Below are 13499 nucleotides of genomic sequence, written 5' to 3'. Positions count from 1 at the left end.
TCCCTTGTTGAGCTTTCAACAGATTGTCCCTTTATCTTGATACTCGTCCCATGCCTGGACCCGGAGTGAAGTAAATCCTGGCATGAGCTCTTGCCCGAGGAGAATCCATAGCTCAGATAGTTTACCCATACGCCACGGCCGCTCACGGCATGCGAGAAGCCTGGATTCATAAAATAAACGTAGCACTTTAAATCACACGGTAGAAGCGCTGCATCATCAATCGCCGATCACGGCGATGAAGCAATGCCAAAAGGCGGGGTGCCCTGCGTTCCCAGCGCTCGGTGGGATCCAGGGTACAGACGGGCGCTGACTTTAACGGCGGTCCAGCTGGCAATTCACCTTGCCGCCGCAACTATTTAAAAAACATGTTTTTTGTGACCTTATAGTACAATTGTTTTTAAAAATTCAAAATCGACATATCGCAAAGAATTTAGCAAAATGCTAATTTGTAAACCATGAGTACACCTAAAGAAAAAAAGCTAAAGAAAGTGCTTGAAGCCATCCCGTCAGGGTTCATGGTCGATACCGCATGGCTCGAACGCCACGGTATCAGCCGTTTCCTTGCGCGGAAGTACGTTGTTAACGGCTGGCTTGAGCGCGTTAACCGCGGCGTTTTCCGGCGCCCTGCGCCGAACGCAACAACCTCTGGCGCAATCGATTGGAAAACTTGCCTGCTTTCCATGCAGCATATTATGCGCCATAACATCCATGTGGGTGGCACAACGGCACTTGCCCAACAGGGCTACGATCACTACCTGCGTCTAGGTAGCAGTGCGCCTGTCTGGGTATATGGCAACGCCACACCCAACTGGCTAAGCAAACTGCCACTGAACGCCCCCATCGTGACTCGCAACACTTCACTATTCGCTGACCCGTCCGTCGGGCTTGCCAGAAACAACATCAACGCCGAAGACACGCTGCCATGGGACTGGATGCTCAACATGTCGGCACCCGAACGGGCGATTATGGAAGCCATGGACGAATTGCCCGACCATGAGAGTTTTCATAACCTTGATATGCTATTCGAGAGCTTGACGACACTGCGGCCAAAAACAGTGGCAGCGTTGCTGCACAGTTGCAAGAAGATCAAGGTCAAGCGGTTGTTCTTTGTCTTTGCGGATCGCCATGACCACCCTTGGCGCAAGCGTCTCGATCCTGCAGAGTTCAACCTTGGCAGTGGCGACCGCGCACTGTTAAAAGGGGGCAAGATACATCCGCGCTATCGCATCATGGTGCCGGAAGCGTTTGTAAAGGCGGAGGTAAATGATGGCGCGTGAAACCTATGAAGCGCAGGTCGCGCTCCTCGTGCGATTCTTGCTAAGCCTACATGACGGTGCGCCCGATTTTGATGCCATTGATCGCCCTCAGGCGGCGGGCCTGCCAGCTGTGCGCTGGAAGCTCGTTAATCTGGAAAAGCTGAAAAACGAAAACGCGGCCAAACATGCCGAACAGCGTCATGAGCTGAAAGTGCTGCTGGGATAAGGAGTGCAGGGCGGAATCTTGAAGCTCTGGCTTCCCGGCCTGCCATTCTGTCATCCCTGTACATCGCCAATCGCCACTGCGCAGGTCTTTGCCATGAAACAGCTATTAATCGTCGCTCACGCCCCTTCCGTCAATACCCAAGCCTTGAGGGAAGCTGCCAGGCGAGGTGCAGAGCACCCCGATCTCGAGCATGTCGTCTGCACGGTGAAAACTCCCTTCGAAGCAGGGCCCGCCGACCTGCTGGCCTGCGACGCCGTTCTGCTCGGCACCACCGAAAACCTCGGCTACATGAGCGGTGCCCTGAAGGATTTTTTCGACCGTAGCTACTACCCAGTACTGGATGAGAAGCAGGGCTTGCCCTGTGCGCTCTACATTCGCGCTGGCCACGACGGCACGGGCACCCAGCGAGCCGTGGAAAGCATCGTGACCGGGCTGCGCTGGCGCTGGGTTCAGCAACCGGTGGTCTTACGAGGCGAGTGGCAGGAGACATTTGCCACACAGGTCGAGGAGCTGGCCATGACGCTAGCGGCCGGGCTGGATAGCGGCATGTTTTGATGCCGTATTAGCGCCCCCTTCCAAACGGCAAAACGGCACCCTAAGGTGCCGTTTTGCGATCACATGGCTGCCGGGCGGTTATTTCAAACGCTCGAACACCGTGGCAACGCCCTGGCCCATACCGATACACATGGTCGCCAAACCCAAGGTGGTATCGCGCTGCTGCATCACGTTGAGCAGCGTGGTACAGATCCGCGAACCGGAGCAGCCCAGCGGGTGGCCCAAGGCAATGGCACCGCCGTTCAGGTTGACCTTTTCGTCCATGGCATCGAGGAAGCCCAGGTCCTTGAGCACCGGCAGCCCTTGGGCAGCAAACGCCTCGTTGAGCTCGACGGTTTGAATATCCGCTGCCGACAGGCCAGCGGCTTTCAAGGCCTTTTTGGACGCGGGTACCGGGCCGTAGCCCATGATGGAGGCATCACAGCCTGCCACACCGGTCGACAGCACGCGGGCAATCGGCTCCAGCCCCAGCGCCTGGGCACGCTCGTAGCTCATCACTGCCATGGCGGAGGCCCCCACCGACAGCGCCGATGAAGTACCGGCCGTGACGGTGCCACTGCGAGGGTCGAACACCGGCTTCAGGTTCGCCATGGACTCCAGGCTGGCATCGGCACGGATCACTTCGTCGTTCTTCACCAATACCTTGAAGCCGCGCTGGTCGTGGCCTTCGACACCGATGATCTCGTTATCGAAGTAGCCCTTCTCCATGGCTGCCTGGGCGCGCTGATGCGAGCGTACGCCGAACTTGTCCTGGTCTTCACGGGAGATGCCGTGCATCTTGCCCAGCAGTTCGGCGGTCAGGCCCATCATCATGGCCGCCTTGGCAGCGTACTTGCTGGCTGCCGGGTTCACGTCCACGCCGTGGGCCATGGGCACGTGCTCCATGTGCTCCACGCCACCAATCACATAGAAGTCGCCCATGCCGGCCTTGATGTTGGCCGCCGCAATATGCAGCGCGGTCATCGAGGAGCCACACAGACGGTTCACCGTTTGCGCAGGCACGCTACGGGGAATGCCGGTCATGATCGCCGCGTTGCGGGCAATGTTCATGGACTGTTCCAGGGTCTGGTTGACGCAGCCCCAGATCACATCGTCCACTTCCGACGGGTCCAGATTGGGGTTCCGGCTGAACAGCGCCTGCATCACGGCAGCGGACAGGTTCTCGGCACGTACGTTACGGAAAGCGCCGTTCTTTGCTTTTGCCATGGCGGTACGAACACCGTCCACCACCACGATATCTCTCGGATTCAAACTCATCATATTTCTCCTGTGGGTGGTGACTTAGGCCTGAGCGCTTGCCGTGTTGCCCGCGTAGAACTGCTCGTTGTTCTGAGCCATGGCGCGCAGTTTCTCGGTAGGTGCGTAGAGCGGTCCCAACTCTTCGGCCAAACGGTCGGCCAGGGCGACGAACTCGGCCACGCCCAGCGCATCGATGTAGCGCAGCGCGCCACCGCGGAAGGGCGGGAAGCCAATGCCGTAAATCAGTGCCATATCGGCTTCTGCGGGCGTCTCGACGATGCCGTCTTCCAGGCAACGTACGGTCTCCAGGCACAGCGGCACCATCATGCGCGCCACGATGTCTTCGTCGGAAAACTCTTTCTGCTCTTTCACGACGTCTTTCACGAGGGCATGGGCCTGCTCATCGCTGACCTTCTTCGGCTTGCCCTTCTTGTCCTCTTCGTAGGCGTAGAAGCCCTTGTCGTTCTTCTGGCCCAGGCGCTGGTTGTCATACATCACTTGGATGGCGGTTTTGCCTTCACGCGCCATGCGGTCAGGGAAGCCTTCGGCCATCACCTCGTTGGCGTGCACGGCGGTATCCATGCCGACCACGTCCAGCAGGTAGGCCGGGCCCATGGGCCAGCCAAACTTCTCCATGACCTTATCGACACGCTGGAAGTCGGCCCCTTGCTCTACCAGGAAGCTGAAGCCGCCGAAGTAAGGGAACAGTACGCGATTGACCAAAAAGCCAGGGCAGTCGTTGACCACGATGGGCGTTTTGCCCATGGCGCGGGCGTAAGCCACGGTGGCGGCCACGGCGGCGTCGGAGGTTTTCTCGCCACGAATGACTTCCACCAGCGGCATGCGGTGCACGGGGTTGAAGAAGTGCATACCGCAGAAGTTTTCCGGGCGCTTCAGATTCTTCGCCAGACGGTTGATCGAAATGGTGGACGTGTTGGAGGTAAGAATCGTGTTCTCACCCACCATGCCCTCTACTTCGGTCAGCACCGCATCCTTGACGTTGGGGTTTTCCACCACCGCTTCGACCACCAGATCGACATTGCCGAAATCGCCGTAAGAGAGCGTCGGGCGGATGTTGGAGAGTTTCTCGGCCATTTGCTCAGTGGTGAGCTTCTTGCGCTCTACCTGCTTGGAAAACAGTTTGCGAGCCTCTTTCAGGCCAAGCTCGATGGCATCATCCTTGATGTCTTTCATCAGGATCGGAGTGCCTTTGCTGGCACTCTGGTAGGCGATACCGCCACCCATGATGCCAGCACCCAGCACGGCAGTCTGCTTGACCGGCTGAGACTGCTTCTCGTATTTGCTGCCTTTCTTCTTGACCACCTGATCGTTGAGGAACAGCCCCACCAGGTTGAAGGCAACGCTGCTCAGCGCCAGCTTGGCGAAGGACTTGGCTTCGATGGCCTGGGCACGCGCACGGGTTTCTCCGGCCCCTTTCTGGATGACCTTGATGGCTTCCACAGGCGCCGGGTAGTGCGGGCCTGCTTTACCGGCCACATAGCCTTTGGCGGTTTCGAAGGCCATCATCTGCTCGATGGCGTTGAGCTTCAGCGGAGAGGTTTTCTCTTCGCGGCGGGCCTGATAATCCAGCTCACCGGCATTGGCGCGATCGAGGATGTCCAGCGCTGCCTCTTCCAGCAGCTCATGGGCAACGGCAGCGTCAACGGCGCCTACTTTCAAGGCGGCATCGGCACGGTTTTCGGTGCCACCGGCAATCCACTCCACGGCGTTGTCTGCCCCGATCAGACGCGGCAGGCGCACGCAGCCACCCCAGCCTGGCAGAATGCCCAGCTTGGTTTCCGGCAGGCCAATCTTGGCTTTCTCGCTCATCACGCGATAGTCGGTGGTCAACAGCACTTCACAGCCGCCGCCCAGCGCCAGACCATTGATCGCCGTCACGGTGGGATACGGCAGATCTTCGATGGCGTTGAAGATATCGTGAACCTTGAGGTTCATCTCCACCAGGTACGCTTCGCCCTTGTCGAACAGGCTATGGAATTCAGTAATGTCGGCACCGACGATAAACACGTCCTTGGCACTGCGGATCATCAGACCTTGCACACCACTTTCGGCCTGCAGCGCCTTGACCGCGTCTCCCAGCTCCGCCACCACGGCACTGGAAAGCTTGTTGACGGACTCATCTTTCAGGTCGAAAGTGAGCACTGCGACATCATTGCCACCTTGGGTGTCACGACGCTCCACCGTGATGGCATTGCCTTGATAGATCATTCGCGCTCTCTCCACATAGTGTCGGGCAGGTTAGCTTCGGCGAACCCGCCGCGCATTCATACGGTCGTTTGATTGCCTTAGCTTGGTGGAGTTGCTCGAGTACGTCAACCCCTGACTTTTGGCTAATCCAGCCCTCAGCATAGTCCTTGTGGGGACCTTACATGAATCTCGGCAGCGCATGAGTGGCTGCCATCATTTTTGCGTTTTTGTCCTGCAGACTGCGACGGATGCGGAAATGAGTGCGTATGCTAAGGAATCATCACACTTCACGATTGAATCGAGCGATCACACGATGGGCACTTTATTGAATCCCGCCCGGACACGGGCCGTACAGGCCTGGGTCGAGCGTCTTGTAGAGCGCCTGAAACCATGGAGTTGGCTGTGGCCGCCCATGGCATTTGCAGCAGGCCTGGGCAGTTTTTTTCTGGTGGATCGTCAGCAGTGGCTGGGAGTGGCCTTGGCGGTGGGGCTGCTGGTGGCTTGGCTTCTGCTGCTGTCGGAAAGCCTGATCGGGCGGCTGCTGGCCAGCCGCGGCCACCCTACCCTGCCCAAGGGCATTGCCTCTTTCATTGCCCAGATGATTCACCAGGAGACGCTGTTTTTCACCCTGCCGTTCATCCTGATCACCACGGTGTGGAATAGCGGGCAGGCGCTGTTTGCCCTGCTGGTCATGGCCATGGCCGTGCTATCGATCATCGACCCACTGTATTACAAGCTGGCCGGACGATGGCGCAGCCTGTACTTCATGTTTCATGCGCAATGCGTCTTTCTGGTGCTGCTGGTGATCTTGCCGATCATGCTGCATCTGACCACCCGGCAAAGCCTGCTGCTGGCGCTGGTGCTCACCGTCCTGGTGGCCCTGCCCAGCTTCTGGCATCTGCTGAAGCAACGCAGCCTGGCGCGCTGGTGTGGTTTTCTTGCCTTGACCATGGTGCTGGCCTACGGCGCCTGGCTTGGCCGCGTCTGGGTGCCCCCCGCCAGCCTGTGGATGACGGGCAGCGCGCTATCGCCTGCTTTCGATACCCAGCAGCGCGTGCCCCAGGGTGCCACTCCGCTGACTCCTGAGGCCCTGCGCACCCATGGGCTCTATGTATATACCGCCATTCGCGCACCACGCGGCTTGAGCGAAACCATTTATCATGTCTGGCATCATAATGGTACGCCCATGGACCGTATTGCCCTGACTATCAACGGCGGCCGTGAACAGGGGTATCGCGCCTGGAGCCATAAACGCAACTTCCCTGAAAACCCCGCAGGGGATTGGCGAGTCGACATCATGACCGAAGGAGGACAACGATTGGGGCTGATCCGCTTCACGGTCTCGGATGACGAGCAGCAGGCCTCCATGGCCGACAGCACCATTCAGCGCAGCGGATTAAGCGCGCTCAATTTACGGCGATTCGTGGCAGGCAGCCGTTCTGACCAGCAGGCCCCAGACGCCGCCGATTAGCATAACGCCTTGCATTCAGCGGCGCAGCTTATGACAATTCGCCCACTCACATTTTCTGGTAGCTAGCGACTATGGCTTCAACTATTGGTTTTCGTATTGCCCGATTGCCCCATTTATGGCGCTCCATCATCGACCGCAGGCTAGCACCGCTGGGGCTGACCCAAACGCGCTGGGTCACGCTTTATCACTTGTGGAAGCTCGGCGAAGGCAACCCGCAGTGCTATCTGGCGCGGGCCATTGGCGTCGAGGCACCTTCGCTGGTGCGCACGCTGGGGCAGCTGGAAGAGCAGGGGCTGGTGGAGCGGCGCGCCTGTGACACTGACCGTCGCAGCAAGCGCATTTATCTCACCCCGGCGGCGATGCCGCTGCTGGAACAGATCGACAGCGTAGTGCTCGCCGCCCGCAAGGAGATCTTCGCCGGGTTGAGCGACAGCGACCTGATCCAGTTGGACCAGTGGCTGGCGCAAATCGAATCCAATGGCCTGGCCATGCAGGCCAGAGACCAGGACAAGCCGTCGGTATGATCCCCCGGCGGCCGCGAACAGCTATCTCGTCAGGACAGCTATCTCGTCAGGAGGGTCGACCGCCTGACGACAGCGCCTTGCCTGGGGGGCGGTCTGACAGGCCGCCCAGCGACACTTTCAAGGTCATGATATCGCCCAGGTAGCTGGTAAAGCGTTCGGCGGTTTGTGATTCCCACCACCATAGCGTCAAGGCGTACGAGTTGCACTCCAGCACCAGCGCATCCTGGGGCAAACGCTCCAGCAAGGTGCGCAGCGTGGCGTCGGCGCTCTCCGGTAGCGGTCGCAGCGGCGCAATACGCCACCGCCAGCCAGCATGAAAGGCTTCCAGTGCCGCGCTGGCATGGCTATCGCGCACCAGAACGAAATCCGGCCCCGGCGTCTCCTGGCCAAACCGCCACCGATAGGCTGGCATGGTGCCTTTGAAATGATGCAGCGGCGGCACGGCCATCTTGATGGTCACCCCCTGCTGCCGCGCACTGTCGCGTAGCGCCATCTGGCGCTTCTGGCGGGGGCTGGGCTTGAGCCACATCACCGGCGCCATCACGAACAGCAGAATCAGAACAATCACCAACCATTCCATTTAGCCACCTCTTGCATTGCCGTGCAGGGCAACGATTGCAAAAAACCATGATCCAGGTCGTTGTGCAGCGCCACTACCCGGCCTAAAGTAAGGTTATCTAACGAAGCTTCTCTTTGTTAAATACCACCAAGGAGATACGCCATGAGCTATCACCACATTCTGGTCGCCGTCGACCTCACCAAGGACTCGCACAAGATCCTTGAACGCGCCGTGGCGATTGCCGAACGCAATAACGGCGCCAAGCTCTCGATCATGCACACGCTGGAGCCGCTGGGCTTCGCCTACGGTGGCGACATACCCATGGACCTGACCAGCATTCAGGACCAGCTGGACGACCACGCGAAAAAGCGTCTGGCCGACATTGCCGCTCCGCACGTCGAGCCCGCCGACCAGCACGTGGTGGTGGGCATGCCCGATACCGAGATCCATCGCTTTGCCGATGAGCACAATGTGGATCTCATCGTGGTGGGTTCCCACGGCCGCCACGGCTTTGCCCTGCTACTGGGCTCTACGTCCACCGGCGTGCTACATGGCGCCCAGTGCGACGTGCTGGCCGTGCGCGTCGGCAAGAAAGGCGAAAAAAGCGACGAGTGATCGGCCATGACCGACCCTAACGCCAAAGGCCCCTTACGGGGCCTTTTTTGTAGCGCCTTGAAGGCTATTCGCCGTTCGCCATCGCCTCCAGCTCCATCCAGCGCTCCATTGCCGTTTCTAGCGACTGCTGCACTTTTTCCAGGGCTTGCAGCCTGGCAGTCACGGCGGTAGCTTCCTGCTGGTAAAACCCCGGATCGCCCACTTCCTGCTCAAGCGTCTCGACTGCCTGCTCCAACCGCTCTATTTCGGCAGGCAGCGCATCCAGCTCTCGCTGCAGCTTGTAGGAGAGCTTCACGGACTTCCTGGCAGGCTCGTTGACAGGTTTTTCGACCACTTCTGGTGCAGGTGCCGATGTCGGCTCCGTCTGCTGGCGGGCAGCACCCTCCCAAGGGGCCGGGGGCAGCTTGCCACCTTGTCGAATCCAGTCGGTGTAGCCACCCACGTACTCGCGCACGCGCCCTTCCCCTTCGAAGGCCAGCATGCTGGTCACCACGTTATCCATGAAGGTACGGTCGTGGGAGACCAGCAGCAGCGTGCCATCGAAGTCGAGCAGCAGCTCTTCGAGCAGCTCCAGGGTTTCCATGTCCAGGTCGTTGGTGGGCTCATCGAGCACCAGCACGTTGGCAGGCTGGGTGAACAGCTTGGCCAGCAGCAGGCGGTTGGACTCGCCCCCCGACAGCGCCTTGACCGGCTGACGCACACGATCCGGCGTGAACAGGAAATCCTGCAAGTAGCTCATCACATGGCGGTCCTTGCCGCCGACAGAGACCCGATCACTGCCCTGCGCCACGTTGTCGTAAACGGTTTTCTCCAGCTCCAGCCCCGCCCGAAGCTGGTCAAAGTAGGCCACCTTCAGGTTGGTGCCCAGCTGCACGCTGCCTTCGCTTGGAGCAAGCTCTCCCAGCAGGATTTTCAACAGCGTGGTTTTGCCCGCGCCATTGCGACCCAGGAAACCGATACGGTCGCCGCGCATGACTTCCAGATTGACGTTGCGCAAGATGGTGTCGTCGCCAAAATACTGGCTAACGCCCTTGAGCTCGACCACCCGCTTGCCCGTGCGCTCGCCGCTGTCCACGGTCAGGTTGGCCGTGCCCTGGCGCTCACGGCGCTGGCTGCGCTCATTGCGCATCGCTTCCAGAGCCCGCACGCGCCCTTCGTTACGGGTTCGGCGCGCCTTGATTCCTTGACGGATCCAGGTCTCCTCCTGGGCCAGCTTCTTGTCGAACAGCGCATTTTCACGCGATTCGATTTCCAGCTCGTGCTGCTTGCGCTCTTGATACTCCGCGTACACGCCGGGGTAGCGGCCCAGCTTGCCACGGTCCAGTTCCAGAATATGGGTGGCCAACTTCGACAGAAAGGCACGGTCGTGGGTGATCAGCAGCACGGCGCCATTGAACGCCAGCAGTTGCTCTTCCAGCCACGCAATCGTATCCAGATCCAGGTGGTTGGTGGGCTCATCCAGCAGCAGCAAGTCCGGTTCCGACACCAGCGCCCTGGCCAGCGCCACGCGACGACGCCAGCCACCGGAAAGCGCGCTCATCTCCGCTTCGGGCGGCAGGCCCAGGCGCGTCAGCACCACGTCGATACGCTGATGGAACGACCAGCCATCAATCGCTTCCAGCCGCGTTTGCAGCGTGGCCATGCGGTTCATGTCCGGGTCGGGGTCGTTGATCAGATGCTGGTATTCCGACAGCAGCTCGCCCGCTTCGGGCAGTCCCTGGGCCACCATGTCAAAAATCGTCATGCCCGATGATTCGGGCAGCTCCTGGGCCAGCACGCCGATTTTCAGCCCCGGCGCGCGCCAGATGGTGCCGTCGTCCGCCTGGATGTCGCCTGCCACGAGTTTCAACAGGGTGGATTTACCGGTGCCGTTGCGCCCGACCAGCGCCAACCGCTCGCCCTTTTCAACCGTGAGGTCGGCGCGATTCAATAGTACCTGGGTGCCGTAAGCGAGTTGCAGCTGTTCGAGTCGTAACAGGGTCACGCAGTGTCCTCCTTCGTCGTGAGGCGCACAGTGTAACGCATGGATCCCTGTAACGGTGCACTCATATAGAGCCCGACGGTACAACGTGCTAACGTCCAGCGTGAAAGGGGCAACGCCTACGGCTGTCTTGTGGCACTTACAGGGTGGAAAAGCGTGACCGTTACCGTCTCCATGCACTTTGTCAACGAGCTGTTTCGTGGCCTGGCTCCCACCGGGCAAGCGGCCACGCGTTATTTGATGCTGTCTGGCATCTCCCCGTTCTTGCTCGAGGCTCCCAATGGCCGTGTAACGGTGGAACAGTTTGCCCAGCTTTATCGGCTTCTGGCGGTGGAGTTCGACGATGAGACGCCCGGTTTTTTCTCTCGGCCGCTGCGCTGCGGCACCCTCAAGCTGCTGTGCCTCAGCATGCTGGATGCTCCCACGCTGCGTATCGCACTACATCGCTACACCCAGTTTTTTCGTATTGTGCTGGATGACTTTGGCTATTGTTTTTCCGTGGAGGGCGACCTGGCTCGTATGGCCCTCGAGGAGCACAAACCGCTTCAGGGTAGCCACATTCTGGTGCATGAGCTGATGTTGAAGCTCTTTCACGGCATTGCTTCCTGGCTGATCGCGCGAAAAATCCCGCCCATATTGATGGAGTGCAGCTATCCGCAACCCGCCCATCAAGCTGACTATCTCTATTTTTATCCAGGCAAGGTGACCTTCAACCAGCCGAAAACGGCGGTCTATTTCGATACGGCTTTTCTGGAACATCCCGTCCGACAACGTAAGCAGCACCTCGGGGCTTTTTTGCAGCGTGCGCCAGCAGACTGGTTTTATGTCTCTTTCGAAGACCGTATCGCCACCCATCGCGTGCGGGAGTACCTGCACCGCCACCGACTCTCTTCCAGCACCATTCACGACGTGGCCAATGCGCTGCACGTGTCCGTCCGTACCTTGTCGCGCCACTTGCAGGCAGAGGGCACCCACTTTCAGGCGGTAAAGGACGAGTATCGGCGGGACGTGGCCATTCAGGTATTGACCCGCAGCAGGGAGCCGCTCTCCGCGCTGGCCGAAACCCTCGGCTTCGAGGACCAGGCCTGCTTCAGCCGAGCCTTCAAGCAATGGACCGGCAATTCGCCTGCCGCCTACCGCAAAGCGCAGACAGCAGGCACCGCGCTCTGAGCCGCTAGATCTCCGTACGGATACGTTTTTTATCCAGCTTGCCTACGCTGGTCTTGGGTATTTCATCGACGAAACGTATCAATGAAGGCACTCCCCAACGGTTGAGCTTGCCCTGCGCCACGAACTGCTCCATGAAACCCTGAATCGCCTCGACGGTAGGCGGCCGATTGAGGTCGCTGGGCACGACGAGCGCTGCGGGGCGCTCCCCCCACTTGTCATCCGCCACGCCGATGACCGCCACTTCAGCGACGCCGGGGCATTGACTGATATAACTTTCCAGCTCCAGGGAGGACAGCCATTCGCCGCCGGTCTTGATGACGTCCTTGATGCGATCACTAATGGCCAAAAAGCCATGCGCATCCAGCGACCCCACATCCCCGGTGTGTAACCACCCCTCTCGCCATAGCTCTTCGCTACGCGTCTCTTCCTTGTAGTAAGCCTGAGTGAGCCAGGGCGCTTGTACGCGTACTTCCCCCACACTCTGGCCATCATGAGGAAGCGGTTGACCGTCCACATCGACCACCTGCAGCCGCACGAACGGCACCGGAAGACCGGCCTTGCAGCGCCAGGGAAGCTGGCTTTCGAAGTCAGCCTCCGCGACCTCCTTCGGCAAGATATCGGCAGTGAGCAGAGGACACGTTTCCGACATGCCGTAAGCGCTGCGGGTGTCGATCCCCAGCGCCCAGGCACGGCTTGCCAACGCCTGGGTCAAGGCGCTGCCTCCGACCAGCACTTTCCAGCCGGTCAAATCGACCTTTTTCGTCGCGACGGCCTCCGCGCTCACCACCATATTGAGCAGTGTCGGTACGCAGTGAGAAAAATCGACCTTTTCACTAACCAGCAGCTTCACCAGCATCTCCGGCTCGTATTTGCCCGGGTACACTTGCGTCGCGCCCAGCAGCGTGGCGGTGTAAGGGACGCCCCAGGCATGCACGTGAAACATCGGCGTAATGGGCATATACACCTTGTCTCGGTTCAACAGCTCGAAGCCAGGCGCCTGGAACGTGCTGGCCTCGCCCAGCGTGTGCAACACCAGCTGACGATGAGTGAAGAACACCCCTTTCGGGTTGCCGGTCGTGCCGGTCGTGTAGAACAGCGTGGCCACGCCATTTTCATCGAACGTGGGGAAATCATAATGGCTGGGCTGGTCAGCCAGCAGGGCCTCGTACTCCCCCACCAGTGGCAGCGACGTCGAGACGTCACGGCGCTCTTCCTGACAAAGCACGTAGCCACGAATATCGGGCAGTTGCTGCGTCAGCGGTTCCAGCAGAGGCACGAAGTCCTCATGCAGCAGCACGAAGACGTCTTCCGCATGCTGCATGGTGTAGAGAATCTGTTCGGGTGCCAGGCGGACGTTCACCGTGTGCAGCACCGCACCTATCATGGGAATGGCGAAGAAGCATTCCAGATAGCGGTGGCTGTCCCAATCCATCACCGCCACCACATCTCCTGCCTGCACTCCCTGCGCCGTCAACAGATGAGCCAGTTGATGGACCCGCTCTTGAAAACGATGGTAGTCGTGACGGCCTTGATCGCGGTACACGATCTGATTATTGCCCGCCATGCGAACGCCAGACTCCAACAGATCCTTGATCAGCATGGGAGGGTTGGTGGCGGAGGATGTCGAAGGAAGCAGTTTTGGCGTTATCGTCGGCATAAAACGTACCTTTGATTGTTGTTGGATGTCTGGGGCAA

General features: G+C 59.5%; 12 protein-coding genes. 7 read left to right on the top strand and 5 right to left on the bottom strand.

What is annotated here, in order from left to right; translation table 11 throughout:
* Positions 1-455 precede the first annotated feature (455 nt).
* The 3 genes from B7L72_RS00250 (at position 456) to B7L72_RS00240 (ending at position 2037) form a co-directional block, all read left to right on the top strand.
* Positions 456-1277 (top strand): type IV toxin-antitoxin system AbiEi family antitoxin, encoded by an 822-nt coding sequence (locus B7L72_RS00250; protein ID WP_016914273.1) that lies wholly within the window; start codon positions 456-458, stop codon positions 1275-1277.
* Positions 1264-1482, top strand: coding sequence for a hypothetical protein (locus B7L72_RS00245; RefSeq protein WP_016914274.1), 219 nt, complete (start codon positions 1264-1266; stop codon positions 1480-1482). Before B7L72_RS00250 ends, B7L72_RS00245 begins: the two co-directional genes overlap by 14 nt.
* Before the next feature lie 93 nt (positions 1483-1575).
* Entirely contained in the window at positions 1576-2037 is a 462-nt protein-coding gene (locus tag B7L72_RS00240; protein ID WP_016914275.1) for a flavodoxin family protein, read from the top strand.
* Positions 2038-2115: 78 nt separating this feature from the next.
* Here the strand turns inward: B7L72_RS00240 and fadA are convergent, their stop codons facing one another.
* The gene (gene fadA, locus B7L72_RS00235; protein ID WP_052196417.1) at positions 2116-3294 is read right to left on the bottom strand and encodes an acetyl-CoA C-acyltransferase FadA; all 1179 of its coding nucleotides are present in this window, start codon (positions 3292-3294) and stop codon (positions 2116-2118) included.
* A 24-nt stretch (positions 3295-3318) separates the two neighbouring features.
* Positions 3319-5505, bottom strand: coding sequence for a fatty acid oxidation complex subunit alpha FadB (gene fadB, locus B7L72_RS00230; protein ID WP_081191927.1), 2187 nt, complete (start codon positions 5503-5505; stop codon positions 3319-3321).
* Between the two features lie 292 nt (positions 5506-5797).
* Between fadB and B7L72_RS00225 the strand changes: the two genes are divergently transcribed.
* Positions 5798-6955, top strand: coding sequence for a DUF5924 family protein (locus B7L72_RS00225; RefSeq protein ID WP_081191925.1), 1158 nt, complete (start codon positions 5798-5800; stop codon positions 6953-6955).
* Between the two features lie 71 nt (positions 6956-7026).
* A complete protein-coding gene (gene slyA / locus B7L72_RS00220) occupies positions 7027-7479 on the top strand; it encodes a transcriptional regulator SlyA (RefSeq protein WP_081191923.1) in 453 nt (150 codons plus the stop codon).
* Positions 7480-7525: 46 nt separating this feature from the next.
* Here slyA and B7L72_RS00215 read toward each other — a convergent pair whose 3' ends face one another.
* Positions 7526-8059 carry a preprotein translocase subunit YajC gene (locus tag B7L72_RS00215; protein WP_081135137.1) on the bottom strand — a complete coding sequence of 178 codons (534 nt, stop codon included), beginning with the start codon at positions 8057-8059 and terminating at the stop codon, positions 7526-7528.
* A gap of 141 nt (positions 8060-8200) precedes the next feature.
* Between B7L72_RS00215 and B7L72_RS00210 the strand changes: the two genes are divergently transcribed.
* Positions 8201-8653, top strand: a complete 453-nt coding sequence (locus tag B7L72_RS00210; protein WP_016914281.1) for a universal stress protein — start codon at positions 8201-8203, stop codon at positions 8651-8653.
* Between the two features lie 64 nt (positions 8654-8717).
* Here B7L72_RS00210 and B7L72_RS00205 read toward each other — a convergent pair whose 3' ends face one another.
* On the bottom strand, positions 8718-10637 hold the full coding sequence (locus B7L72_RS00205; RefSeq protein WP_081191921.1) for an ATP-binding cassette domain-containing protein: 1920 nt from the start codon (positions 10635-10637) through the stop codon (positions 8718-8720).
* Between the two features lie 153 nt (positions 10638-10790).
* On the opposite strand from B7L72_RS00205, the gene B7L72_RS00200 reads away from it, so the two are divergent.
* Positions 10791-11804, top strand: a complete 1014-nt coding sequence (locus B7L72_RS00200) for an AraC family transcriptional regulator (RefSeq protein ID WP_081191919.1) — start codon at positions 10791-10793, stop codon at positions 11802-11804.
* A gap of 4 nt (positions 11805-11808) precedes the next feature.
* Here the strand turns inward: B7L72_RS00200 and B7L72_RS00195 are convergent, their stop codons facing one another.
* Positions 11809-13461, bottom strand: coding sequence for a fatty acid--CoA ligase (locus B7L72_RS00195; protein WP_081191917.1), 1653 nt, complete (start codon positions 13459-13461; stop codon positions 11809-11811).
* Between the last annotated feature and the right edge of the window lie 38 nt (positions 13462-13499).

The organism is Halomonas sp. BC1 (assembly GCF_002078135.1).
Classification (GTDB): domain Bacteria; phylum Pseudomonadota; class Gammaproteobacteria; order Pseudomonadales; family Halomonadaceae; genus Vreelandella; species Vreelandella stevensii.
This window is presented reverse-complemented; position numbering and strand designations above follow the sequence as displayed.

What these genes read in the sequence shown, in the direction of transcription:
- B7L72_RS00250 (WP_016914273.1), top strand. Translation starts at nt 456, where the DNA reads ATGAGTACACCTAAAGAAAAAAAGCTAAAGAAAGTGCTTGAAGCCATC.
- B7L72_RS00245 (WP_016914274.1), top strand. Translation starts at nt 1,264, where the DNA reads ATGATGGCGCGTGAAACCTATGAAGCGCAGGTCGCGCTCCTCGTGCGA.
- B7L72_RS00240 (WP_016914275.1), top strand. Translation starts at nt 1,576, where the DNA reads ATGAAACAGCTATTAATCGTCGCTCACGCCCCTTCCGTCAATACCCAA.
- fadA (WP_052196417.1), bottom strand. Translation starts at nt 3,294, where the DNA reads ATGAGTTTGAATCCGAGAGATATCGTGGTGGTGGACGGTGTTCGTACC.
- fadB (WP_081191927.1), bottom strand. Translation starts at nt 5,505, where the DNA reads ATGATCTATCAAGGCAATGCCATCACGGTGGAGCGTCGTGACACCCAA.
- B7L72_RS00225 (WP_081191925.1), top strand. Translation starts at nt 5,798, where the DNA reads ATGGGCACTTTATTGAATCCCGCCCGGACACGGGCCGTACAGGCCTGG.
- slyA (WP_081191923.1), top strand. Translation starts at nt 7,027, where the DNA reads ATGGCTTCAACTATTGGTTTTCGTATTGCCCGATTGCCCCATTTATGG.
- B7L72_RS00215 (WP_081135137.1), bottom strand. Translation starts at nt 8,059, where the DNA reads ATGGAATGGTTGGTGATTGTTCTGATTCTGCTGTTCGTGATGGCGCCG.
- B7L72_RS00210 (WP_016914281.1), top strand. Translation starts at nt 8,201, where the DNA reads ATGAGCTATCACCACATTCTGGTCGCCGTCGACCTCACCAAGGACTCG.
- B7L72_RS00195 (WP_081191917.1), bottom strand. Translation starts at nt 13,461, where the DNA reads ATGCCGACGATAACGCCAAAACTGCTTCCTTCGACATCCTCCGCCACC.